The 22800-nt window shown below is 54.5% G+C and carries 20 protein-coding genes, 1 tRNA gene and 1 pseudogene; 15 read left to right on the top strand and 7 right to left on the bottom strand.

Annotated features, from left to right (window positions below):
- Positions 1-6 precede the first annotated feature (6 nt).
- From Y71_RS21910 to Y71_RS21900, 3 genes are read left to right on the top strand one after another with little or no spacing between them, the layout of a single operon-like run.
- The gene (locus tag Y71_RS21910; protein ID WP_007373307.1) at positions 7-951 is read left to right on the top strand and encodes an ABC transporter permease; all 945 of its coding nucleotides are present in this window, start codon (positions 7-9) and stop codon (positions 949-951) included.
- Positions 951-1826, top strand: coding sequence for an ABC transporter permease (locus Y71_RS21905; protein ID WP_007373308.1), 876 nt, complete (start codon positions 951-953; stop codon positions 1824-1826). The genes Y71_RS21910 and Y71_RS21905 overlap by 1 nt, the downstream gene beginning before the upstream one ends.
- Before the next feature lie 9 nt (positions 1827-1835).
- A complete protein-coding gene (locus tag Y71_RS21900; RefSeq protein ID WP_007373309.1) occupies positions 1836-3437 on the top strand; it encodes a gamma-glutamyltransferase family protein in 1602 nt (533 codons plus the stop codon).
- A gap of 163 nt (positions 3438-3600) precedes the next feature.
- Here the strand turns inward: Y71_RS21900 and Y71_RS21895 are convergent, their stop codons facing one another.
- Both Y71_RS21895 and fadE read right to left on the bottom strand, forming a co-directional pair.
- Positions 3601-4371, bottom strand: a complete 771-nt coding sequence (locus Y71_RS21895; RefSeq protein ID WP_007373310.1) for an amidohydrolase — start codon at positions 4369-4371, stop codon at positions 3601-3603.
- Between the two features lie 111 nt (positions 4372-4482).
- Positions 4483-6930, bottom strand: a complete 2448-nt coding sequence (fadE, locus tag Y71_RS21890) for an acyl-CoA dehydrogenase FadE (protein WP_081120852.1) — start codon at positions 6928-6930, stop codon at positions 4483-4485.
- A gap of 235 nt (positions 6931-7165) precedes the next feature.
- Between fadE and lpcA the strand changes: the two genes are divergently transcribed.
- A complete protein-coding gene (lpcA, locus tag Y71_RS21885) occupies positions 7166-7747 on the top strand; it encodes a D-sedoheptulose 7-phosphate isomerase (RefSeq protein ID WP_007373312.1) in 582 nt (193 codons plus the stop codon).
- A 150-nt stretch (positions 7748-7897) separates the two neighbouring features.
- Positions 7898-8665, top strand: a complete 768-nt coding sequence (locus tag Y71_RS21880) for a class II glutamine amidotransferase (RefSeq protein ID WP_007373313.1) — start codon at positions 7898-7900, stop codon at positions 8663-8665.
- On the opposite strand, the gene dpaA is transcribed toward Y71_RS21880, so the two are convergent.
- Positions 8636-9373 carry a peptidoglycan meso-diaminopimelic acid protein amidase gene (gene dpaA, locus Y71_RS21875; RefSeq protein ID WP_007373314.1) on the bottom strand — a complete coding sequence of 246 codons (738 nt, stop codon included), beginning with the start codon at positions 9371-9373 and terminating at the stop codon, positions 8636-8638. The two genes, Y71_RS21880 and dpaA, sit on opposite strands and share 30 nt — an antisense overlap.
- A 352-nt stretch (positions 9374-9725) precedes the next feature.
- On the opposite strand from dpaA, the gene dinB reads away from it, so the two are divergent.
- Entirely contained in the window at positions 9726-10781 is a 1056-nt protein-coding gene (gene dinB / locus Y71_RS21870; protein ID WP_007373315.1) for a DNA polymerase IV, read from the top strand.
- Positions 10782-10816: 35 nt separating this feature from the next.
- On the opposite strand, the gene pepD is transcribed toward dinB, so the two are convergent.
- Positions 10817-12274: a cytosol nonspecific dipeptidase gene (pepD, locus tag Y71_RS21865; RefSeq protein WP_007373316.1), complete on the bottom strand. Its 1458-nt coding sequence runs from the start codon at positions 12272-12274 to the stop codon at positions 10817-10819.
- 259 nt (positions 12275-12533) lie between these two features.
- Here pepD and gpt point away from each other — a divergent pair, with 259 nt between their 5' ends.
- The 3 genes from gpt (at position 12534) to crl (ending at position 14797) form a co-directional block, all read left to right on the top strand.
- Positions 12534-12992: a xanthine phosphoribosyltransferase gene (gene gpt / locus Y71_RS21860; RefSeq protein WP_003863205.1), complete on the top strand. Its 459-nt coding sequence runs from the start codon at positions 12534-12536 to the stop codon at positions 12990-12992.
- A 104-nt stretch (positions 12993-13096) separates the two neighbouring features.
- The gene (gene frsA, locus Y71_RS21855; RefSeq protein ID WP_035889463.1) at positions 13097-14341 is read left to right on the top strand and encodes an esterase FrsA; all 1245 of its coding nucleotides are present in this window, start codon (positions 13097-13099) and stop codon (positions 14339-14341) included.
- Positions 14342-14398: 57 nt separating this feature from the next.
- Positions 14399-14797: a sigma factor-binding protein Crl gene (gene crl / locus Y71_RS21850; RefSeq protein WP_007373318.1), complete on the top strand. Its 399-nt coding sequence runs from the start codon at positions 14399-14401 to the stop codon at positions 14795-14797.
- A gap of 141 nt (positions 14798-14938) precedes the next feature.
- Here crl and phoE read toward each other — a convergent pair whose 3' ends face one another.
- Positions 14939-16009, bottom strand: coding sequence for a phosphoporin PhoE (gene phoE, locus Y71_RS21845; protein ID WP_007373319.1), 1071 nt, complete (start codon positions 16007-16009; stop codon positions 14939-14941).
- A gap of 295 nt (positions 16010-16304) precedes the next feature.
- Between phoE and proB the strand changes: the two genes are divergently transcribed.
- Together proB and proA are read left to right on the top strand one after the other, a co-directional pair.
- Positions 16305-17408 carry a glutamate 5-kinase gene (proB, locus tag Y71_RS21840; RefSeq protein ID WP_007373321.1) on the top strand — a complete coding sequence of 368 codons (1104 nt, stop codon included), beginning with the start codon at positions 16305-16307 and terminating at the stop codon, positions 17406-17408.
- 11 nt (positions 17409-17419) lie between these two features.
- Entirely contained in the window at positions 17420-18673 is a 1254-nt protein-coding gene (gene proA, locus Y71_RS21835; protein WP_007373322.1) for a glutamate-5-semialdehyde dehydrogenase, read from the top strand.
- A 130-nt stretch (positions 18674-18803) separates the two neighbouring features.
- Here proA and Y71_RS21830 read toward each other — a convergent pair whose 3' ends face one another.
- Positions 18804-20594 carry a methyl-accepting chemotaxis protein gene (locus tag Y71_RS21830; RefSeq protein WP_035943173.1) on the bottom strand — a complete coding sequence of 597 codons (1791 nt, stop codon included), beginning with the start codon at positions 20592-20594 and terminating at the stop codon, positions 18804-18806.
- 573 nt (positions 20595-21167) lie between these two features.
- On the opposite strand from Y71_RS21830, the gene Y71_RS21825 reads away from it, so the two are divergent.
- The 4 genes and pseudogenes from Y71_RS21825 to Y71_RS30155 all read left to right on the top strand — a co-directional run bounded on the left by Y71_RS21825 (position 21168) and on the right by Y71_RS30155 (position 21841).
- Positions 21168-21243, top strand: a tRNA-Thr gene (locus tag Y71_RS21825).
- 104 nt (positions 21244-21347) lie between these two features.
- The gene (locus Y71_RS30160) at positions 21348-21479 is read left to right on the top strand and encodes an IS3 family transposase (RefSeq protein ID WP_007373324.1); all 132 of its coding nucleotides are present in this window, start codon (positions 21348-21350) and stop codon (positions 21477-21479) included.
- A pseudogene (locus tag Y71_RS21820) lies at positions 21433-21669 on the top strand (integrase core domain-containing protein); the annotation flags it as partial. The gene Y71_RS30160 and the pseudogene Y71_RS21820, both read left to right, overlap by 47 nt.
- Entirely contained in the window at positions 21656-21841 is a 186-nt protein-coding gene (locus Y71_RS30155) for a hypothetical protein (protein ID WP_139201273.1), read from the top strand. The pseudogene Y71_RS21820 and the gene Y71_RS30155, both read left to right, overlap by 14 nt.
- On the opposite strand, the gene Y71_RS21815 is transcribed toward Y71_RS30155, so the two are convergent.
- Positions 21828-22799, bottom strand: coding sequence for a helix-turn-helix domain-containing protein (locus Y71_RS21815; RefSeq protein WP_007373326.1), 972 nt, complete (start codon positions 22797-22799; stop codon positions 21828-21830). The two genes, Y71_RS30155 and Y71_RS21815, sit on opposite strands and share 14 nt — an antisense overlap.
- Position 22800: the final 1 nt, after the last annotated feature.

Here is a 22800-nt window from a genome sequence, read left to right as displayed (position 1 = left end):
GATACCATGCTGGAATTGATATGCAAACGCCTGCTGCTCGCCATCCCGACGTTGCTGATGGTCAGTATGATGGTCTTCGGGTTGCAAAAGCTGCTGCCCGGCGATCCGCTGACGGCCATGCTCGGGGAAGAGCGCGATCCGGCAGTGATCGCCCAGCTACGCGCGGAGCTGAATCTGGATGCGCCGATCCCGGTGCAATATTTCCACTGGCTTACCCGCGCCTTGCAGGGGGATCTTGGCGTCTCCTTACGCACTCAGGAGACGGTGACGCATCTGATCGCCACCAAACTGCCCGTTACGCTGGAGATGTCTTTGCTGGCGATGATCTTCGCGCTGCTGTTCGGCATCAGCATGGGGATTATGGCGGCAGTGAACCGGAATAGCTGGATCGATCACGGCACTAACTTTGTCGCCATCTCCGGCATCTCGGTGCCGCACTTCTGGCTGGGGATTTTGTTGATCCTGATTTTCTCCGTCAATCTGCAATGGCTGCCCGCGTCGGGCTTTGTCCCCTTCAGCGAAGATCCGCTGCAGAACCTGCGCACCTTGCTGTTGCCTTCTCTGGTGCTTGGCACCGGGCTGGCGGCCACCTTAATGCGCCACACCCGCGCATCCATGATTGCTGTTCTGAAAGCAGATTACATCCGTACCGCCAGGGCAAAGGGTTTGCTGCCGAAAACGGTGATCATGAAGCACGCATTTCGTAATGCGCTGGTGCCGGTGATCACCCTGACCACGTTGCTGTTTGGTGAACTGCTGGGCGGCGCGGTGCTGACCGAGCAGGTATTTACCATTCCCGGCTTTGGCAAAATGATTGTCGATTCCGTGTTTAACCGTGATTACGCGGTGGTGCAGGGCGTGGTGCTGGTGGTGGCGATTGGCTTCCTGTTGCTCAACCTGTTGGCCGATGTGCTGTACGTGCTGATTAACCCGAAAATGCGGAGCGAATAATGGCAGAACTGACCACTACGGGCGTGGCGGCGTCGCTGCCACGTACGGAAAACCGGGTACTGAAGAAATTCCTCGCCAACAAAAGTGCGGTGATTGGCGCGGTGATTGTCGGCATCTTTGTGCTGATCGCTTTGCTGGCGCCGTGGATCGCACCGTTCGATCCGGTAAAAGCGAACTTTCTGGCGGTACGTAAACCCCCCTCTGAACTGTACTGGTTCGGCACCGACGAACTGGGGCGCGATATTCTGTCGCGTATGGTCTGGGGAGCGCGCACCTCGTTGCTGGCCGGTTGTATCTCAGTGCTGATTGCGGTGGTGATTGGCGTGCCGCTTGGCCTGCTGGCCGGTTATTTCCAGGGGATCTGGGATGGGGTGATTTCACGCTTTATCGAAGCGCTGCTGGCCTGTCCGTTTTTGATCATGGCGATCGCCCTCGGCGCGTTTCTTGGCCCAAGCCTGAGTAATGCAATGATCGCCATTGGCCTGTCGGCGATGCCGATCTTCGCCCGTCTGACGCGCGGCCAGGTGATCGCCATTCGCAACGAAGAGTATATCGACGGGGCGCGGGCGATTGGCCTGCCGGATCGCTGGATAATCCTGCGCTATGTGCTGCCCAATGTGATGTCGCCGATCCTCGTTCAGGCGACGCTGGCGATTGCCTCGGCGATCATCACCGAAGCCAGCCTCTCTTTTCTCGGCCTCGGCCAGCAGCCGCCGTATCCCTCCTGGGGCGCGATGCTGAATACCGCCAAAGGTTTTCTGGAGCAGGCGCCCTGGATGTCTGTTTTCCCCGGTGTGGCGATTTTTCTCACCGTACAGGGATTTAATTTACTCGGCGACGGGCTGCGCGATGCGCTCGATCCACGCCACGACTAAGGAGTCTCGATGACGAAAGCGATTGATTTTAAAGTAGGTTATGCCTCATACCGCGCACCGATGATGGGACACAACGCAGTAGCCACCTCCCAGCCGCTGGCGGCGCAGGCCGGAATGCGCATGCTGGCGCTCGGGGGTAACGCGGTGGATGCGGCGATTGCCACGGCGATGGCGTTGACGGTAGTGGAGCCAACCGGCTGCGGCATTGGTAGCGATGCGTTTGCCATTGTCTGGGATGGCAAAGAACTGCACGGTTTGAATGCGTCTGGTCGCTCACCGGCAAGCTGGAATGCGGATATGTTTGCCGGTCTTGATGCGGTGCCGGAGCTCGGCTGGAATGCCGTTACCGTACCGGGCGCGGTTTCCGGCTGGGTGGCGCTGGCCGAACGTTTCGGTTCGCTGCCGCTGACCACGCTGGCGCAGCCGGCGATCGAGTATGCCCGTAACGGTTTTCCTGTTTCGCCGCTGATTGGTGAGCTCTGGCAGCGCGGCTATAACAGGTTAAAAGATCAACCGGGCTTTAGCGCCTGTTTTGCGCCGGAAGGGCGCGCGCCGAAGATCGGCGAAATCTTCCGTAACCCGGCGCAGGCGAAAACGCTGGAGTTGATTGCGCAGACCAATGGCGAAGCGTTTTATCGCGGTGAACTGGCGCAGAAAATCGCCGCTTTCGCGAAAGAGCATGGGGCGCACCTGAGCGAAGCGGATCTGGCAAACCATAAAGCCGACTGGGTTACGCTGCTCTCCAGGGAATTTGCCGGTGGTTCAGTACAGGAGCTGCCACCGAACGGGCAGGGGATTGCGACGCTGATTGCGCTTGGCATTCTTGAGCACTGCGATATTGGCCGCTATGACCCGGATTCGGTGCAGTCACTGCATCTGTCGATTGAAGCGATGAAGCTGGCGCTGGCCGATCTCGATCGTTACGTCGCGGATACCGATCATCTGGAATTCGCCGCCGACTTGCTGCTCAGCGACGACTATTTAAAAGCCCGCGCGGCGTTGATCGACCCGGATAAGGCCTCCGATTTTGTTTACGGTTCGCCGACGCAAAGCGGCACGGTGTACCTCTCCACGGCGGATGCCAGCGGTATGATGGTGTCGTTTATTCAGTCCAACTATATGGGCTTTGGTTCCGGCGTCGTGGTGCCCGAAACGGGTATCAGCCTGCAAAACCGCGGCTGTGGTTTTGTGCTCGATCCGCAACACCCGAATGCGCTGGCGGGCGGCAAGCGTCCGTTGCATACCATTATCCCTGGCTTTGCGATGGGAGCAGACGGCAAACCGCTGATGTCTTTCGGCGTAATGGGCGGGCCGATGCAGGCGCAAGGCCATATGCAGATGGCGCTGCGTATTATGCTGCACGGGCAGAACCCACAGGCGGCGATCGATGCGCCGCGCTGGCGCGTGGTGAAGGGCAGGGACGTGGTGGTGGAAGCTACGTTTGAACGCAATCTGATTGCCGGGCTGCGCGCGCGGGGACACCGGATTACGGTGGAAGATCCGCTGGAAGGCTATCATTTCGGTGGCGCGCAGGTGATCTATCGCCTGCCGGAAGGGCACTACGTTGCGGCGACTGAAAGCCGCAAAGATGGACAAGCGTTAGTCAGTTAAAGGGCATCATGCCGGATGGTGCCTGGCTTATCCGGCCTGTGATTCTCTTCGATCTTCAGACCGTAGGCCCGGTAAGCATCGCGCCACCGGGCAGAACCTCGCGGTAAATAAAAAGGCCGGATAGCGCTTCGCTTACCCGGCCTGCAAAACTACAACCCTTGCGTTAATCGAGCGTAAACGGATCGGCATCCTGCCAGGCCGGGAACTGCGCACGATACTCCTGCAATGCGCTGAGCGACATTTCGGCGTCGATGCGGGTTGCCAGGTGCGGCTCGGCGGTGGCGATAATCTCGCCCTGCGGGCTGATCACCCGGCTGTCGCCACGGTAGTGATGACCATTGCCGTCAGTGCCGACGCGGTTGCAGCCCGCCACCCACGCCTGGTTTTCAATGGCGCGCGCCACCAGCAGCGACTGCCAGTGCAGCGAGCGCGGCGCAGGCCAGTTAGCAACATAGAGCAGCAGATCGTAATCGTTGCGGTTGCGCGACCACACCGGGAAACGCAGGTCGTAGCAAACCAGCGGCAGGATGCGCCAGCCGCGCCACTCAAATACCACGCGCTCATTCCCTGCTTCGTAGTGATGGTGCTCTTCGGCCATACGGAACAGATGGCGCTTATCGTAAAAATGCACTTTGCCTTCTGGCTCAATCAGCAGAAAACGGTTTACCGGCCCGCGGTCGGTTTGCAGCGCGGCGCTGCCCGCAATCAGCGCATTGGTCTGGCGGGCTTTACTTTGCATCCATGCCACTACCTCGTCCTGCGACATGGACTGTTTTGCCGCTTCCATCGCAAAGCCGGTAGTGAACATTTCGGGCAGGACGATGACATCCCGGCCGGTAACGCCCTCCAGCTGGATGTCGAAATGGCGCAGATTCGCGGGCCCATCCATCCAGACTAACGGTTGTTGTAACAGTGTAATTTTCAAACCAGGCACAGTGTTGACTCCCCGTAAGACAGCATTTGCACACTGTAGCATGCAAAGACAGAAAAAAACCCGCAGTTGCGGGTTTTGGTAAGGGAAGAATGCTTTCAGGCGATTACCGCATCAGGCCGCTTCCGGTTTACGCAGCTTTTCCGGCGCCTTGACCACCGGCTGAGTTGCCAGTGCCTCTGGCGCAAAGTCATCAACGTTGATGCTGCGCAGGCGGCTGACTTCCGCTTTGCTCAGCAGCGCCGCTTCTTCCGCAGTAATCAACCCGCTTGCCAGCGCCTGCTGGGCGAGATCGTTGAGGCGGGTAAACGGCAGGTTTTTGCCCAGCGCTTTGCAGATGCGTTGGTGAACCGGATCGGCCGCCATCACATCGACCAGCGCCTCTTCCAGCAGGCCCACCGGGTTGTGCTCGCTCGGCGTCAGATACTGACCGCGCCCGATGCGGGAGCGGGTGGCGCTCGGCGTTTGCAGAATCTTCGCCACTTTGTGGTCCAGCTTATCCGACGGCGCGCGGTAATGGCGACCGGTCGGGAAAATCACCAGGCTTAATGCGCCCGCGACGAAGCGGTTCGGGAAGTTCTCCAGCAGATCGCTCATCGCCTGTTCCGCCTGATACAGCGCGTCCTGAACGCCCCAGTGGACCAGCGGCAGATCCGCTTCCTGACGGCCTTCATCGTCATAACGTTTCAGCGCTGCAGAGGCGAGGAACAGCTGGCTGAGAATATCCCCCAGACGGGCGGAGATACGCTCGCGGCGTTTCAGGCTGCCGCCCAGCACTGCCATTGAGACATCAGACAGCAGCGCAAGGTTGGCACTCAGGCGGTTCAGATGCTGGTAGTAACGCTTGGTGGCGTCGCGGGTCGGCGTGGCGCTGGTTAAACCGCGCGTCAGGCCAAGCCACAGGCTGCGCATTTTATTACTGCCGACATGGCCGATGTGTTTAAACAGCAGTTTATCGAAAGCGTCCACATCATTATTCTGCGCGGCGGCCATCTCTTCCAGCACATACGGATGGCAGCGGATCGCGCCCTGGCCGAAGATCATCATGCTGCGGGTCAGGATGTTCGCGCCTTCGACGGTAATGGCAATCGGCGCGCCCTGGTAGGCACGAGCCAGGAAGTTGCCTTCGCCGAGCATAATGCCTTTACCGCCGGCAATATCCATCGCATCAATAATGGATTGCTGGCCGCGATGGGTGCAGTGATATTTCACGATAGCGGAAAGCACCGCTGGTTTTTCGCCGAGCATAATGCCGTAGGTGATGAGCGAGGCGGCTGCATCCATCACATAAGCGTTACCGCCGATGCGCGCCAGCGGCTCTTCGATACCTTCCATTTTGCCGATTGGCACTTTGAACTGGCGGCGAATATGGGCGTAAGCGCCAATCCCCATCGCGATAGATTTCAGGCCGCCGGTAGAGTTAGACGGCAGGGTAATACCGCGACCAACCGACAGACATTCCACCAGCATACGCCAGCCCTGACCGGCCATTTTTGGCCCGCCAATAATGTAATCAATTGGCACAAAGATATCGTCGCCGCGGGTTGGCCCGTTCTGGAACGGAACGTTCAGCGGGAAGTGACGACGGCCAATTTCCACGCCAGGCGTTGATGTTGGGATCAGTGCACAGGTGATACCCAGCTCTTCTTCGCCGCCCAGCAGTTTTTCCGGATCCGAAAGTTTAAAAGCCAGGCCGAGTACGGTGGCAATCGGCGCCAGCGTGATATAGCGTTTGTTCCAGCTCAGACGCATGCCGAGTACCTGCTCGCCCTGCCATTCGCCCATGCAGACTACGCCGGTATCGGGGATTGCGCCCGCATCGGAACCCGCTTCCGGGCTGGTCAGCGCAAAGCAGGGGATCTCCAGGCCACGCGCCAGGCGCGGCAGATAATGATTTTTTTGCTCTTCCGTGCCGTAGTGTTGCAGCAGTTCGCCAGGGCCTAAAGAGTTCGGCACGCCGACGGTGATGGCAAGAATACCTGAGACGCCGGAGAGTTTTTGCAACACGCGGGACTGCGCATAAGCAGAGAATTCCAGCCCGCCGTACTCTTTCTTGATGATCATCGCGAAGAAGCGGTGTTCTTTTAAGAACGCCCACAGCTCCGGCGGCAGATCGGCCATTTCATGGGTGATCTGGAAATCGTTCGCCATGCGGCAGGCTTCTTCCACCGGGCCGTCGATAAAGGCTTGTTCTTCCGCGGTCAGGCGCGGCTGCGGATAGTTGTGCAGCTTTTTCCAGTCCGGGTTACCGCGGAACAGATCGCCTTCCCACCAGGTCGTGCCCGCGTCGATCGCTTCTTTCTCGGTACGCGACATCGGCGGCATCACTTTGCGGAAACCGCGAAATACCGGCGCGGAAATCAGTGCCTTGCGCATCGGCGGCAGGTTGAACGGCACCAGAATGATCGCCAGCGGCAGCAGCACCCAGATGGACCACAGCCCCATAACGCCCAGCGCGGCAGTCCACGCCAGTAAAATCACGCTGCTCAGAAGCAGATTGACCCGGTGATAAAACAGCACACCGAGGAGAACGATTGTTGCGATAAGGCTCAAAATCATCATAGAAAAAAGCTCCCTGTCTTGTAGGAGGTCTGACCACTTGTGATGTTATGGTTGTAGTGGATGAGATTTCTTTTAGCAATGTGTTTACAAAATAATTACAACCTGGTTCACATTGTTGGGGGATTTTGCGCACGGAAAACGAAAACGCGCAGGTGCTGTGGCTTTAGCTTCTCGCTCCGGATCCTATCCGGTACACTGCGCAGTGTTATTTACATCTATGCTGAAGGATATCCTCATGTACCAGGATCTGATTCGTAACGAACTGAATGAAGCGGCGGAAACGCTGGCGAATTTCTTGAAAGATGAAGCCAATATTCACGCGATTCAGCGCGCGGCGGTGCTGTTGGCGGACAGTTTCAAAGCGGGTGGTAAAGTGTTGTCCTGCGGTAACGGCGGCTCTCACTGCGATGCCATGCATTTTGCGGAAGAGTTAACCGGTCGCTACCGTGAAAACCGTCCTGGCTATCCGGCGATTGCTATCTCCGACGTCAGCCATCTCTCCTGCGTAAGCAACGACTTCGGTTATGACTACGTCTTCTCCCGCTATGTGGAAGCCGTGGGCCGTGAAGGCGACGTACTGCTGGGTATTTCCACTTCTGGCAACTCCGGCAACGTGATCAAAGCGGTAGCGGCAGCGCGTGAGAAGGGGATGAAAGTCATCACCCTGACCGGTAAAGATGGTGGCAAGATGGCGGGTACAGCGGATGTTGAAATTCGTGTACCGCATTTCGGTTATGCTGATCGTATTCAGGAGATCCATATCAAAGTGATTCATATCCTGATTCAGCTGATTGAAAAAGAGATGGTTAAGGCTTAAGGACGGCTATTTTATTTGCCATTTTGAACCTGGGCAGTGCTCAAAATCCTCCCGTACTTCGTGTACGCTCCGGTTTTTCCGCGCTGTCCGTGTTCAAACTGGCTGCAACAATTACGCCTTCCCAGAATTAAGGCGTTTTTGGGGGTGAGTATGTGCGAACTGCTCGGTATGAGCGCCAATGTGCCGACCGATATCTGTTTTAGTTTTACCGGGCTTGTCCAGCGCGGTGGTGGAACCGGGCCGCATAAAGACGGCTGGGGCATCACTTTTTATGAGGGCAAGGGCTGTCGCACGTTCAAGGATCCGCAACCGAGTTTTAACTCCCCGATCGCGAAGCTGGTGCAGGACTATCCGATCAAGTCCCGCTCGGTAGTGGCGCATATTCGCCAGGCTAACCGTGGCGAAGTGGCGCTGGAAAATACCCATCCGTTCACTCGTGAGCTGTGGGGCCGCAACTGGACTTACGCACACAACGGTCAACTGAGCGGCTATAAATCGCTGGAGACTGGCAATTTTCGTCCGATTGGCGAAACCGACAGCGAAAAAGCGTTCTGCTGGTTGCTGCATAAGCTTACGGAACGCTATCCGCGTACGCCGGGCAATATGACGGCGGTGTTTAAGTACATTGCCTCGCTGGCAACGCAACTGCGCGAGAAGGGCGTTTTCAACATGCTGTTATCGGACGGGCGCTACGTGATGGCGTTCTGCTCGACGAATCTGTTCTGGATCACCCGGCGTGCGCCGTTTGGTGTGGCGAAGCTGCTGGATCAGGATGTTGAAATTGATTTTCAGCGGGAAACCACACCGAACGATGTGGTTACCGTGATTGCCACCCAGCCGTTAACCGGCAACGAAACCTGGCAAAAGATTATGCCAGGCGAGTGGGCATTATTTTGCCTGGGGGAGCGCGTAGTTTGACGCCAGCTGTGGCTGAACTGCGGTGTTCAGCGGCTTGCTGACGACATAGCGACCATCCACAACCGAGACAACCGGCGGCTGGTGGGTGGTGGCAAAATAGTCGTAACCCGGCTTCAGCTGTTTCCAGAAATCCGCATAGGTCGAATATTTGTGACGCTGCATATTGGCGTCGGTCATGCGGAACGGATAGATGCTCAGTTGCACGTTCGGCTGCCCAAAGACCAGCGCGGCGGTCACAAACTGGAAGATCTCATCAATGTTCGAATCCGTCATGGCGTAGCAGCCAATCGAGACGCAGGCGCCGTGGATCATCAGGTACTTGCCTTCATAGCCGTGGGCGCGGTCATAGGTATTCGGAAAACCAATGTTGATCGCTTTGTAGAAGCGGCTGTCCGGCTTCAACTGATTACGCTGAATGGAGTAAAACCCTTCCGGGCTTTTAAAATCACCCTGGCGCTGTTTCGGGCCGAGACCGCCGGAGTAATTGCAGATTTTATAGCTGTCGAGCAGTTGGTATTGCTCGCCCATTTTGACGTAGAGATCAAGGGTGCGTTCTTCTTTGAAGATTTGGATATAAACCGGCGACCCCATTAACTGCTGCTTATATTCTTTGCTTACCGGCGTAATTGAACTGTTGCTGCCCATTAAGCCAGCGAACGAGACGCACGGGATCAGAAGCATCGCAATAAACAATGCGATTTTGCGCATACAACTTGTTTCCTTGATAAAGCGAGTACCACATTGCCAGGACGGCAAAAGATGCCCAAAATTCAGACTAATCTGTTTCGGTGCGCCCACATTAGCATTACGGCATTTTTTCGCAAGCCAGAATAGAGTTCATCTTTCACGCTTCATCTTTTTTTGGCGATATTTTCGCCATCGCGCAAATTGTGTTCTGTTTTGCGTTTCAAATACCTGGCCGTTTAGCTGGTGGTTATTATGAAACTAAAACGGCAGAAGTAACCATCAAATTACCCTCTTTTCGGCGGTTTTACGCACTGGCTTCTCATTTCAATGGCATATGCTGTATACTTATCCAGTGTTCTGTGAGGGCGTACGCATGCGCAAAATCATACATGTCGATATGGATTGCTTTTTCGCGGCGGTCGAGATGCGCGATAACCCCGTCCTGCACGACATCCCCATCGCCATTGGCGGCAGCCGCGTTAAGCGTGGCGTTATCAGCACCGCCAATTATCCGGCGCGTAAATTTGGCGTGCGCAGCGCAATGCCCACGGCGATGGCGCTGAAACTTTGTCCTCACCTTACTCTTCTGCCCGGCCGTTTTGATGCTTATAAAGAAGCGTCAAATCAGATCCGCGAGATCTTTTCCCGCTACACGACGTTGATTGAACCGCTTTCGCTGGATGAAGCCTATCTGGATGTTACCGACAGCCCGCACTGCCACGGTTCGGCAACTCTGATGGCGCAGGAGATCCGTCAGACTATTTTTAATGAAACACAACTGACGGCTTCGGCGGGCGTGGCGCCGGTGAAGTTTCTCGCCAAAATTGCCTCCGATCTCAATAAACCCAACGGCCAGTACGTGATTACGCCAGCGGACGTTCCGCAATTTCTCCGCACGCTGCCGCTAAGCAAGATCCCGGGCGTCGGCAAAGTGTCGGCGGCAAAACTGGAGACGCTGGGGCTGCGCACCTGTGAAGATGTTCAGCGCAGCGATCTGGCGATGTTGCTTAAACGCTTTGGTAAATTTGGCCGTATTTTGTGGGAGCGCAGCCAGGGGATTGATGAGCGGGAAATCAGTAGTGAGCGGTTACGTAAATCGGTCGGCGTGGAGCGCACGCTGGCAGACGATATTCACCACTGGGAAGAGTGCGAAGCGATTATTGAGCATTTATACCCGGAGCTGGAGCGACGGCTGGCAAAAGTGAAGCCGGATTTGCTGATTGCCCGCCAGGGCGTAAAGCTGAAGTTTAATGATTTTCAGCTCACCACCCAGGAACATGTCTGGCCACGCTTAAATAAAGAGGATCTACTGATAACGGCGCGGAAAACGTGGGATGAGCGTCGCGGCGGGCGCGGTGTGCGGCTGGTAGGGCTGCATGTGACGTTACTGGATCCGCAACTGGAGCGGCAACTGGTGCTGGGGTTATAAATGAATGTCCGCGCCGGGTGGCGCGGACAGCGGGCTTATTTTGCCGGAATCGCTTTCAGCAGCTCGGTCAGCAGCGTCCAGTAGTGGCCCACGCTTTCGATATGCACTTGCTCATCCGGAGAGTGCGGGCCAGTGATGGTTGGCCCAATGGAGACCATGTCCATGTTCGGGTACGGTTTTTTGAACAGACCGCACTCCAGACCTGCGTGGATCACCTGAATGTTCGGCGTTTTGTTGAACAAACGCTGATAAGTCTCACGCACCAGCGCCATTACCGGCGAATGCGCGTCTGGCTGCCAGCCTGGGTAGCCGCCTTTCGGCGCCGTTTTCGCGCCAGCCAGCGCGCCCAGCGATTCCAGCATGCTCACCACGTAATCTTTACCGCTATCGACCAGCGAACGGATCAGGCAGATGATTTCCGCGCTGTCGTCCTGCAGGGTAACCACGCCGACGTTCAGCGAGGTTTCAACCACGCCTTTTGCCACGTCGGAGTTACGAATGACGCCGTTTGGCGTGGCGTTCAGCAGGCGAACAAACGTGTTGCGGGAAGCGGTGGTCAGTGCGGCTTTATCGCTGCTTGCGCTTTCCAGCAGCACCACCAGGTTCTTCTCTTTCATCTCCAGCTCGTTTTTCAGGATTGCCTGGTACGTGCTGGCCAGCGTTTTGAGCTGCGCGGCGTTAGCGGCCGGAACAGCAACTACGGCAATTGCTTCGCGCGGGATCGCATTGCGCAGGGTGCCGCCGGTAAAATCAAGCAGACGCAGATCCAGTTCCGCTGCGTGTCCGGCCAGGAAGCGCGCCAGCAGTTTGTTGGCGTTGCCCAGACCGACATGAATTTCTGCGCCGGAGTGGCCGCCTTTCAGGCCTTTCAGCGTCAGTTTGAAGGTTTCATAACCGGCCGGTACGGCTTCGCGGGTCAGCGGCAGGGTGGTGATAAAATCGATCCCGCCCGCGCAGCCCATGTAGATTTCACCCTCTTCTTCAGAGTCGGTGTTAATCAGAATGTCTGCCTGCAGCCAGTTGGCCTGCAAACCAAACGCGCCGTCCATACCCGCTTCTTCGGTCATGGTCAGCAGCACTTCCAGCGGGCCGTGTTGCACGGTGGAATCGGCCAGCACGGCCAGCGCAGAGGCCATACCGATGCCGTTATCCGCGCCGAGCGTGGTGCCGCGCGCTTTAACCCATTCACCATCGATATAAGGGCGAATCGGATCGGTGGTGAAGTCGTGAACGGTGTCGTTATTTTTCTGCGGCACCATGTCCAGGTGCGCCTGCAATACGACCGGTTTGCGATTTTCCATGCCGGTGGTGGCCGGCTTGCGGATCAGGATGTTGCCCACCTGGTCGCGCTCTGCGTGGAGACCTTTTTCCTTCGCCCAGCCCATAATATGTTCGGCGAGTTGTTCTTCATGGTAGGACGGGTGCGGAATAGAACAGATTTTGGCAAAAATATCCCACAGCGGCTGTGGCGATAGTTGAGACAGTTCAGACACGATGAGTCTCCTTACAAAGAGCCTGCGAAACTTACCTTGCAGGTCACTGGGTTAAATAAACAGGCATCGCAAGAGCGCCTTGCGAGATGGCGTTGAGAATAACACTTTCTTGCCAGACTGCGAGCCTGTAAACGTGGAAAAAGCGCCGCTAATGCCGGGTAATACTGGTTTTTAGTGCCGCAGATCTCTATAATCTCGCGCAACCTATTTTCCCCTGGAATACTTTTTAAGCCGTAAAACACGGGCTGGGACACTTCACATGAGCGAAAAATACGTCGTCACCTGGGACATGTTGCAGATTCACGCACGCAAACTGGCCGCCCGACTGATGCCTTCAGAACAATGGAAAGGCATTATCGCCGTAAGCCGCGGCGGTCTGGTACCGGGCGCATTACTGGCGCGTGAGTTGGGCATTCGTCATGTTGATACCGTTTGCATTTCCAGCTACGACCACGATAACCAGCGCGAATTGAAAGTGCTGAAACGTGCGGAAGGCGATGGTGAAGGCTTTATCGTGATTGACGATCTGGTCGATACCGGCGGTACAGCGGTGGCGATTCGTGAAATGTATCCGAAAGCGCACTTCGTCACCATCTTCGCCAAACCGGCAGGTCGTCCGCTGGTTGACGATTATGTTATTGATATCCCGCAGGATACCTGGATTGAACAGCCGTGGGATATGGGCGTGGTTTTTGTTCCGCCTATCAGCGGCCGCTAATCCCCCCGCACGTTCTGCTAACGCCCGGTTCTACCGGGCGTTGTTCATTTTGTAGCACCTCAGGTTACAATAACCTCCAGTGATAGATACATGGAGGCTGCGCGATGTCACAAGCCAATCTTAGCGAAACCCTGTTCAAACCCCGTTTCAAGCATCCGGAAACATCAACACTGGTACGTCGGTTCAACGCTGGCACGCAGCCGCAGGTCCTATCAACGCTGGATGGTAAAAACGTCCCGCACTGGTATCGCATGCTCAACCGCTTAATGTGGATTTGGCGCGGTATTGATGCTCGCGAGATCCTCGAAGTGCAGTCGCGCATTGTGATAAGCCAGGCCGAGCACACCGATCCGGAACTGTACGATACGGTGGTGGGTTACCGCAGCGGTAACTGGATCTACGAATGGTCCACACAGGCGATGCTCTGGCAGCAAAAGGCGATGCAGGAGCAGGACGCGACGCAGAGCGGTCGCCACTGGCTGCATGCCTCCAGCCTGTACAGCCTGGCGGCTTATCCGCACATCAAAGGCGATGTTCTGGCCGAGCAGGCGCAGGCGCTGGCGAATCGCGCCTATGAAGAGGCGGCGCAGCGTCTGCCTGGGGCGCTCAAAGAGATGCAGTTCAGCATTCCGGGCGGTTCGCCGGTGACCGGCTTTTTGCATATGCCGCCAGGCGACGGCCCTTTCCCGACGGTATTAATGTGTGGTGGGCTGGATGGCCTGCAAATCGATTACTACACCCTCTATGAGCGTTACTTCGCTCCGCAGGGGATGGCGATGTTGACGCTGGATATGCCTTCTGTCGGCTTTTCGTCGAAATGGAAATTAACCCAGGATTCGAGCCTGCTGCATCAGCATGTTTTGAAAGCGCTGCCGAATATTCCGTGGGTCGATCATACGCGAGTAGCGGCGTTTGGCTTCCGTTTTGGCGCAAACGTGGCGGTACGCCTGGCTTATCTGGAAGCGCCGCGCCTGAAAGCGGTGGCGTGTCTGGGGCCGGTGGTGCATTCGCTGCTTAACGAGCCGTTACGCCAGGGGCGGGTGCCGGAAATGTATCTTGATGTGCTGGCCAGCCGTCTGGGGATGCATGATGCTTCCGATGAGGCGCTGCGCGTTGAGTTGAACCGCTACTCCCTGAAAACTCAGGGTCTGCTCGGACGGCGTTGTCCAACGCCGATGCTTTCCGGCTTCTGGCAAAACGATCCGTTCAGCCCGGAAGAGGAGTCGCGTTTAATCAGTACGTCATCGAGTGAGGGCAAACTGTTGGAGATCCCCTTCAATCCGGTCTATCGCAATTTTGATAAGGCGTTGGAGCAAATAACTGGTTGGATCAACCATCATTTCCGTTAATAGATTGATAAATTCTATTGATTTGGTAAAACAGTTGCTTCACAAAAGGAGATCGCAATGACGTTACCGAGTGGACATCCGAAAAGCAGACTGGTTAAAAAATTTACTGCGCTTGGGCCTTATATCCGCGAAGAGCAGTGCGAAGATAACCGCTTTTTCTTTGATTGCCTGGCTGTTTGCGTCAACGTAAAACCAGCGCCGGAGAAACGCGAGTTTTGGGGATGGTGGATGGAAATGGAAGCGCAGGAAACACGTTTTACCTATCGTTATCAGTTTGGTCTGTTTGATAAAGAAGGGCACTGGAAGCCGACGGCAATTAAAGACCAGGAAGTGGTCGATCGCCTCGAACAGACGCTACGTGATTTCCACGAACGGGCGCGTACGATGCTGGCGTCCTTAGAGCTGAAGCTGGAACCTGCCGATAATTTCAAAGAGTCGTTGAAACTCACCGCGTAAATTCCCCCCTGAATAAAAAAAGCCCGATCGCCTTTCACGTATCGGGTTTCTGGCACTGGCCAGCTTGTAACCTGAATCAGGTTAAAGAAATGCCCTCAGCCGAGGGCATTAATATAACGAGGGTGTTGCGGGTTCAAAAACTTAGAACTGGTAGGTTACGGCAACGGCTACGATATCGTCGCTGCTGATGCCCAGTTTGTTGTCATCTTTGATCTGGTTGATTTTGTAATCCACCATCGCAGAGATGTTTTTGTTGAAGTAGTAAGTTGCGCCAACGTCGATGTAGTTAACCAGATCTTCGTCGCCGATACCGTTTTCGATGTCTTTCCCTTTGGTCAGCACATAGCCCAGGGACGGACGCAGACCGAAGTCGAACTGGTACTGGATCACCGCTTCAAAGTCCTGCGCTTTATTCGCAAAACCGGTGCTGGAAGAGATCGGCGTCATGTTGTAAGACACGCCGTACATGGTGGCGATGTACAGGTTGTTCGCGTCATATTTCACGCCAGTTGCCCAGGCTTCTGCTTTCTCGCCGCGGCCCAGCGCCAGAGAAGTATTCTGTGCGTTAGTACGGTCAGAGTTGGCATAAGCGCCGATCAGCGTAACCGGGCTGCCGCCGAAATCGTACGCCAGAGAAGTACCCCAGCCGTCACCGTTCTGTTTGATGACGCTGCTGCGGCCGTTTTCGTTTTTACCCTGGTATTGCAGGGACATATCCAGACCGTCAACCAGACCGAAGAAGTCGGTGTTGCGGTAAGTTGCAACGCCCGTGGTGCGTTTGGTCATGAAGTTATCGGTACGGGCCAGACCGTCGCCACCGAATTCCGGGAACATATCGGTTACGGCAGCCACGTCGTACAGCACGCCCAGGTTACGACCGTAGTCGACAGAACCAAAGTCTTTCATTTTCAGGCCAGCAAACGCCAGACGGGTTTTCTGACCAGAGGTGGCTTCGTCGTTGTTACCGGCAAATTCGGCTTCCCAACGACCATAACCGGTCAGTTGATCGTTAATCTGCGTTTCGCCTTTGAAACCGAAACGAACATAAGTTTTATCACCGTCGTTGCTGGTATCGTCGCTGAAGTAGTGCATGGCTTTCACTTTGCCGTACACATCCAGCTTGTTGCCGTTCTTGTTATAAACTTCCGCTGCGTGAACGGATGCAGAAGCAACAACGCTCATTACCATTAATGCCAGAGTGCTCTTTTTCATTTTGATTCCTGATTTAACTAACGCGCTAATATTCGCTGGGCATATGCCCCGTGAAAAACAGGAAGGGTTTTATCGCTCTGAAATTAAATATTTATGACAAATTGAGAATAATTTTAAAAAGTTGTGTTTTAGTGTGTTTGCAATAAAAACGTCAAAATTTACCGTTACGCTTGCTGATCCCGCGCAACAAAAAAGTGGCCTGATTGCACTGACGGTTGGCAATCGCCGCGACTCCTGTTACAACGTCTGACGACTATCGATATTTCTTATTTTTTCTTAAAAACGGCAGAGAATCATGAGTGACAGCCAGACGCTGGTGGTAAAACTCGGCACCAGTGTTTTAACGGGCGGTTCCCGCCGCCTGAACCGCGCCCATATTGTGGAACTGGTGCGCCAGTGCGCGCAGCAGCACGCCGCCGGGCATCGTATTGTAATTGTGACTTCCGGGGCGATTGCCGCCGGGCGCGAACACCTGGGCTACCCGGAATTACCCGCCACCATCGCTTCGAAACAGTTGCTGGCGGCGGTCGGGCAGAGCCGTTTGATTCAGTTATGGGAACAACTGTTTTCTATTTACGGTATTCACGTCGGGCAGATGTTGCTGACCCGCGCGGATATGGAAGACAGAGAGCGCTTCCTTAACGCTCGCGACACGCTGCGTGCGCTGCTTGATAACAATATCGTGCCGGTGATTAACGAGAATGACGCGGTCGCGACGGCGGAAATCAAAGTCGGCGACAACGATAACCTTTCTGCGCTGGCAGCGATTCTGGCCGGTGCGGATAAACTGCTGCTGCTGACCGATCAGCAGGGGCTGTTCACTGCGGATCCGCGTAACAACCCGGATGCGGAACTGATTACAGATGTTTACGGTATCGATGATGCCCTGCGCGCGATTGCGGGCGACAGCGTTTCTGGCCTTGGTACTGGCGGAATGGGCACCAAATTGCAGGCTGCCGATGTCGCCTGCCGCGCCGGGATCGACACTATTATCGCCGCAGGCAGCAAACCGGGCGTGATTGGCGATGTGATGGAGGGGATCTCCGTGGGAACGCGTTTCCACGCGCAAGCTTCGCCGCTGGAAAACCGCAAACGCTGGATCTTCGGTGCACCGCCAGCGGGTGAGATCGCCGTTGATGAAGGCGCTACCGCCGCGATCCTTGAACGTGGCAGTTCACTATTGCCGAAAGGCATTAAAAGCGTGACAGGCAACTTCTCCCGTGGTGAAGTGATCCGCATCTGTAATTTGCAGGGGCGCGATATTGCCCATGGCGTTACCCGCTATAACAGCGATGCGCTGCGCCGTATTGCCGGGCATCATTCGCAGCAAATCGATGCCATTCTGGGCTATGAATATGGCCCTGTCGCCGTTCACCGCGACGACATGATTACCCGTTAAGGAGCAGAAGTATGCTGGAACAAATGGGCATTGCTGCGAAAGCAGCATCATACAAACTGGCATTGCTCTCCAGCCGCGAGAAAAATCGCGTGCTGGAAAAAATCGCCGATTATCTGGAAGCGCAGTCGCAAGAGATCCTGCTGGCGAATGAACAGGATCTGCTGGAAGCCCGCCGTAACGGCCTGAGCGAAGCGATGCTCGACCGTCTGGCGCTGAACCCGGCGCGCTTAAAAGGGATCGCCGACGATGTTCGTCAGGTTTGCAAACTGGCCGATCCGGTCGGCCAGGTGATCGACGGCGGTTTGCTGGACAGCGGCCTGCGCATTGAGCGCCGTCGCGTCCCGCTGGGCGTTATCGGCGTGATTTATGAAGCGCGCCCGAACGTGACCGTTGATGTGGCTTCGCTGTGCCTGAAAACCGGTAATGCGGCAATCCTGCGCGGTGGCAAAGAAACCTGGCGCACCAATGCGGCCACGGTAAAAGTGATTCAACAGGCGCTGGAAGAGTGCGGCCTGCCTGCCGGTGCGGTACAGGCGATTGAAAGCCCGGAGCGCGAACTGGTCAATCAAATGCTGCGCATGGATAAATACATCGACATGCTGATTCCGCGCGGCGGCGCTGGCCTGCACAAGCTGTGCCGCGAGCAGTCAACGATCCCGGTCATCACCGGTGGTATTGGCGTCTGTCATATCGTGGTGGATGAGTCTGCCGAGATCGAACCGGCGCTGAAGGTGATCGTCAATGCCAAAACGCAGCGCCCAAGCACCTGCAACACCGTCGAAACCCTGCTGGTGCATCAGGGGATTGCCGCGACTTTCCTGCCTGCGCTGAGCAAACAGATGGCGGAAAGCGGCGTGACGCTCCACGCCGATGAACAGGCGCTGGTGCTGCTGAAAAACGGCCCGGCAAAAGTGGAAGCAGTGAAAGCGGAGCAGTACGACGACGAGTTTCTGTCGCTGGATCTGAATGTGAAAATCGTGGCCGATCTCGATGCGGCTATCGATCATATTCGCCAGCACGGCACACAGCACTCCGACGCGATCCTGACCCGTTCGCTGCGCAATGCGGATCGCTTTATCAATGAAGTGGATTCTTCGGCGGTGTATGTGAACGCCTCCACGCGCTTTACCGATGGTGGTCAGTTTGGCCTTGGCGCGGAAGTGGCTGTCAGCACGCAGAAACTGCACGCGCGCGGCCCGATGGGCTTAGAAGCGCTGACCACTTATAAGTGGATTGGTTTTGGCGACAATACCGTTCGCGCATAAATAAAACGGGCGGTACATCAGAATGGGATGTACCGCCCGTTGGTTATTTCCGGTTCTGACTCTTTCTGCGCGCCTGCAAATTCCTCTCGCGAATAACTTCAACGATCGGCCTGTTTACAGGCGCGAAGCCTTACATTTTATAGCGCCGGATGGCATCCATAAGCTCGTTTGCCTGCTGCAACAGCCCTGAAGCGGTGCTTTTGGACTCTTCCGTCAATTGCACGTTACGCTGCACGGTGGTTTCGAGTTGCGTCACTGCTTTGCTGATTTCATTGATGCCTTTGGTTTGTTCCTCTGTCGCCAGGCTGATTTCAGCAATCATGGTGGTTACTGAGGAGACGCTACCGACGATTTTTTGCATCGTCGTACTGGTATTATCTACTTGCTGTACGCCAGAGGCGACGCTGCTTACCGTGGTATCGATGAGATTGCTGATCTCTTTCGCCGCCTCTGCGCTACGGCTGGCCAACTGCCGCACTTCATTGGCGACAACGGCAAATCCACGCCCCTGTTCGCCAGCGCGCGCCGCTTCTACCGAGGCGTTGAGCGCCAGGATGTTCGTCTGGAAAGCGATACCGTTGATAACGCTGGTAATCACGCTAATTTGCGACGATGCGGCTTCAATCTCTTTCATTGTCTTAATGAGATAATGAACAGAATCAATGCCTTGCTGTGCGTCACTTGCCGCGTCAACGGCGGCCGTATTCGCCTCGCGAGAGGTGGCCGACGAGTGGGCTACGTTGGCAGAGATCTCCTCAAGCGATACTGACGTCTGTTGCAGGCTGGCAGCAGACTCTTCCGTGCGCAGAGCCAGGTCATCGTTTCGTGATGACATTTCTATCGCCGCAGCGCGTACCTGCCCGCTATTGTTGCGGATGCTGGTCATCGCTTCGACCAGTTTGTCGGTGAAGCCGTTGAAGGCTATGGCGATTTGTGCGATTTCATCTTTGCCGTGTACCGGTAAACGTTGCGTCAGATCGCCTTTATCGGAAGAGAAGAACTCGTCCATCGCTTCACGGATCTTAATCAGGGGCGCAACGCTCTTCTGCGTAATGTAGCCGACGGTCAGCACAGATAAACAGATCAGGACAAGCAGCGAAATGGCTGATGTTTGCAGTAAGGTATTCATCCCGCTTCTGACTTCGTTTTTATCAATCGCTACAACGATATACCACGCCGTACCTTTAATCGGGCGAGCCAGCAGATAGGCATCTGCCCCGGAAATGCTTGCTTCAACTGGAGTAGCGGAAGCGAGTAGTTTGGATAAATTAAGATTCGGGCTGACAGAACTTAGCTGCTTCATGGTGAGATCATCATTGGGATGCGCAATGATTTGCCCTTGCGCATCGATAAGCATGCCAAAACTGCGTGGCGTTGGATGTATCGCCCGGACATTTTTAATAATTTCATCCATCGCAATATCGCCTTCGATTACCGCTTGCAATGCATTATTGTTGAAAGCAGGCGTGGCGATAGTCATCGTCAAACGTCGGGAAGAAATATCCTGATAAGGCTCAGTAATGATGGTTGTTCTGGCATTGTTAGCCTCGATATACCATGGCCGGCTGGTAGGATCATATCCTTCAGGAATACCTGAAGGGTCGGAAGATAAAACATGCTTGTCAGTAAATGCAATGTCGACATTTAAGAAGTTTCCGGCTGCGGCAACTTGCTTAAGCAGTGCTACCGGGTCCGGGTGATTAACGTAAGGTGTAAGATTTGATATTTGCGCAATTCGCGTGGTAACCCACTGTTCTATTGTTGTAGTGTTACTTTCCGCTAAGGAAGTCAGGGTTGAGTTGATCGACTTTGTCGTCGCATTATTACTGATAAAATAGTTAATTGCGGTGTTCAAAGAAAGTGATAGCACCAGAATTGCGACCACGATAAATAATATTCGATTCCGAAAAGATGAGAGCATAAAGCGTCCTTGTGTCTCGAGGAATACAACTAAGCGTAATGGTGTAATAACCCATATATAATACTTTACTCAATCAGCAAAGGAAGACTTCATATAGGTTGAATACAGCGCTTTTATGTGGCTAATCATGCTGATGAATAAAAAGAAATGTAGAAATAAGGGGATACCGTCTTAACCTATTTAAATGTTTTATGGGATTCTACTTAATATATAAGAATGTAGTGAATTAAGAGAATTATCTTTACTTAAACAACGGCTTTAAATGAAATGATACATATAATAGATGAGCAATATTTATAATAAACTCACGAATAATTTGCGTAAATTATATAAATATATCTGTTCATACTTTTAGTTCATTTAACCTGGCTAAGACAGGGTCGCGATGACGGTACACAGAAACGGTGCGAGTGCTGGAAATGCCAGCAATCTACCTGCGACAGCACGCTCCACCGCGCACAAATGAAGCAGGGTGGTGCAAAAGTAGCCGTTTGATTCCCAAGGGCATTGACGCATCACTCGCTTAGTTTTAACCTTCTACTCCGTGATTCACATTCGTGAACGCATCGCAGGGCCGATATAGCTCAGTTGGTAGAGCAGCGCATTCGTAATGCGAAGGTCGTAGGTTCGACTCCTATTATCGGCACCATTTCAAACTCTTCTCAGATCTACCTGTAAGCATCCCTGCAAACCGGCCCATTCACTTTTAGCGATCTTCCGGCATACAGATTATCTCCTCCTGAGGAGATCACCATGCGTAAAGCCCGATTCACCAGACATCAGTTCATTGCCGTTCTGAAGTCTGTTGAAGCCGAACGTACCGTTAAGGATGTCTGCCGTGAAACCGGGAAAGCTAACGCAGAATGGTTTTATCGAACGGTTTAACCGGACGTACCGGACAGAAATTCTGAATTTTTATCTGTTCAGAACCCTGAATGAAGCGCGGGAAATCACGGAAAGCTGGCTGGCGGAACGATAACAGCGAACGGCTTATGAACCCCTGAATAACCTGACGCCGGAAGAGTACCGGCTGATGGCTGAACCCCTGGAAACCTCAAAAAGTGCGTGGAACTAAAACGGGTGTGCTTACAGGGAATGAACGAAAAGGAATTAATTTTGAAAGCAATGGCAGTGAGATAGAAAAAAAAGAAATTGAAGGTGCAGAAGCCGCTGTTGGAATGATGAATGAGATCATAGATTCTGGTTGTTTTCTGTTCTCACGACCGGGCGGGGTCAGTCCAGTATAAAAAACTGACGTTGTTGTTTCATGACCGAGCTCGGTGTGACGCCAAATGCTTTACGGAATGCATGGCTGAAATGAGTAAAATCAGAGAATCCGTACTCAAGCGCCGCCTCAGATACGCTGCGCACTCGCCCCTGTTCAAGTGCATCACGGCTGGCCTGAAGTCGCTCTTGCCAGATAACGGCTGCTGGCGTTTTCTGATGGCGGGCAAAGGTCCGGGTAACGGTACGCACGGATACGTGATGAGCGACAGCAATATTCTCTACGCTAAGCTCAGGGTTAGTCAGATTTCTGCTGATATAGCTTCTCATTTTTGCATATAAATCGCGTTCTGAAGCCGCTGTATTATGATCCTGCAACTCCAGGCTCAGAATCAGTAGATCCAGCATCGTTTGTGAAAAGCGACTGGCCACAGCCGGATTACTCATCAGCACAGGCGTTTGAGCTGCCTGGCTAATCATCTCACGCAGCGGAATAATACCCGGACGGGTATCATCAAGAATAGTGGCGGTCAGGGTCTCGCTGGCGGGGACTTTTCCTGCGAGCAGATGCCGGGGTATTCGTATGAGATGGTTATTTTCGCCCCCCAGACTGAAGCGAAACGTTTGTGCCGCATCATAAAGAACTAAATCATTGGACGATAGACATGCTTTTCGTCCTCCCTGTTCCAGTTGTCCATATCCTCCCCGAAAATAACCGAGCCATAAATCGTCGTCCGGTCCTGTTCTCAGATGGCGTGGTTTTCTCTCCCAGTGGTGAAGCGTTGAAGTGAGAGTGCATACATCCACCAGCCCCACTTCTCTTACGGCAAGTTCTCCGTCAAACCTGCCATCAGCGAGCGGTTTACCATCCGAAGGAATGCAGTGACGAAGAATAACATCATTCCAGTATTCGAAACGGTGATGCGCTGAAACATGCTCGGTGGAATAGCGTATATCCCGGGAAGTGGAATGACTGTTCACG

The sequence above is a fragment of the Kosakonia radicincitans DSM 16656 genome (assembly GCF_000280495.2).
Taxonomy (GTDB): Bacteria; Pseudomonadota; Gammaproteobacteria; order Enterobacterales; family Enterobacteriaceae; genus Kosakonia; species Kosakonia radicincitans.
The sequence above is the reverse complement of the archived record's forward strand: the minus strand, read 5'-3'. Positions and strand labels throughout refer to the sequence as shown.

Bases quoted from the DNA above. Each gene is read 5' to 3' on its own strand.
- Y71_RS21830 (WP_035943173.1), bottom strand. From the start codon at position 20,594: ATGCTCTCATCTTTTCGGAATCGAATATTATTTATCGTGGTCGCAATT.
- dpaA (WP_007373314.1), bottom strand. From the start codon at position 9,373: ATGCGCAAAATCGCATTGTTTATTGCGATGCTTCTGATCCCGTGCGTC.
- gpt (WP_003863205.1), top strand. From the start codon at position 12,534: ATGAGCGAAAAATACGTCGTCACCTGGGACATGTTGCAGATTCACGCA.
- Y71_RS21880 (WP_007373313.1), top strand. From the start codon at position 7,898: ATGTGCGAACTGCTCGGTATGAGCGCCAATGTGCCGACCGATATCTGT.
- crl (WP_007373318.1), top strand. From the start codon at position 14,399: ATGACGTTACCGAGTGGACATCCGAAAAGCAGACTGGTTAAAAAATTT.
- proA (WP_007373322.1), top strand. From the start codon at position 17,420: ATGCTGGAACAAATGGGCATTGCTGCGAAAGCAGCATCATACAAACTG.
- Y71_RS30160 (WP_007373324.1), top strand. From the start codon at position 21,348: ATGCGTAAAGCCCGATTCACCAGACATCAGTTCATTGCCGTTCTGAAG.
- frsA (WP_035889463.1), top strand. From the start codon at position 13,097: ATGTCACAAGCCAATCTTAGCGAAACCCTGTTCAAACCCCGTTTCAAG.
- Y71_RS21910 (WP_007373307.1), top strand. From the start codon at position 7: ATGCTGGAATTGATATGCAAACGCCTGCTGCTCGCCATCCCGACGTTG.
- Y71_RS21900 (WP_007373309.1), top strand. From the start codon at position 1,836: ATGACGAAAGCGATTGATTTTAAAGTAGGTTATGCCTCATACCGCGCA.
- dinB (WP_007373315.1), top strand. From the start codon at position 9,726: ATGCGCAAAATCATACATGTCGATATGGATTGCTTTTTCGCGGCGGTC.
- proB (WP_007373321.1), top strand. From the start codon at position 16,305: ATGAGTGACAGCCAGACGCTGGTGGTAAAACTCGGCACCAGTGTTTTA.
- phoE (WP_007373319.1), bottom strand. From the start codon at position 16,009: ATGAAAAAGAGCACTCTGGCATTAATGGTAATGAGCGTTGTTGCTTCT.
- Y71_RS21905 (WP_007373308.1), top strand. From the start codon at position 951: ATGGCAGAACTGACCACTACGGGCGTGGCGGCGTCGCTGCCACGTACG.
- lpcA (WP_007373312.1), top strand. From the start codon at position 7,166: ATGTACCAGGATCTGATTCGTAACGAACTGAATGAAGCGGCGGAAACG.
- fadE (WP_081120852.1), bottom strand. From the start codon at position 6,930: ATGATGATTTTGAGCCTTATCGCAACAATCGTTCTCCTCGGTGTGCTG.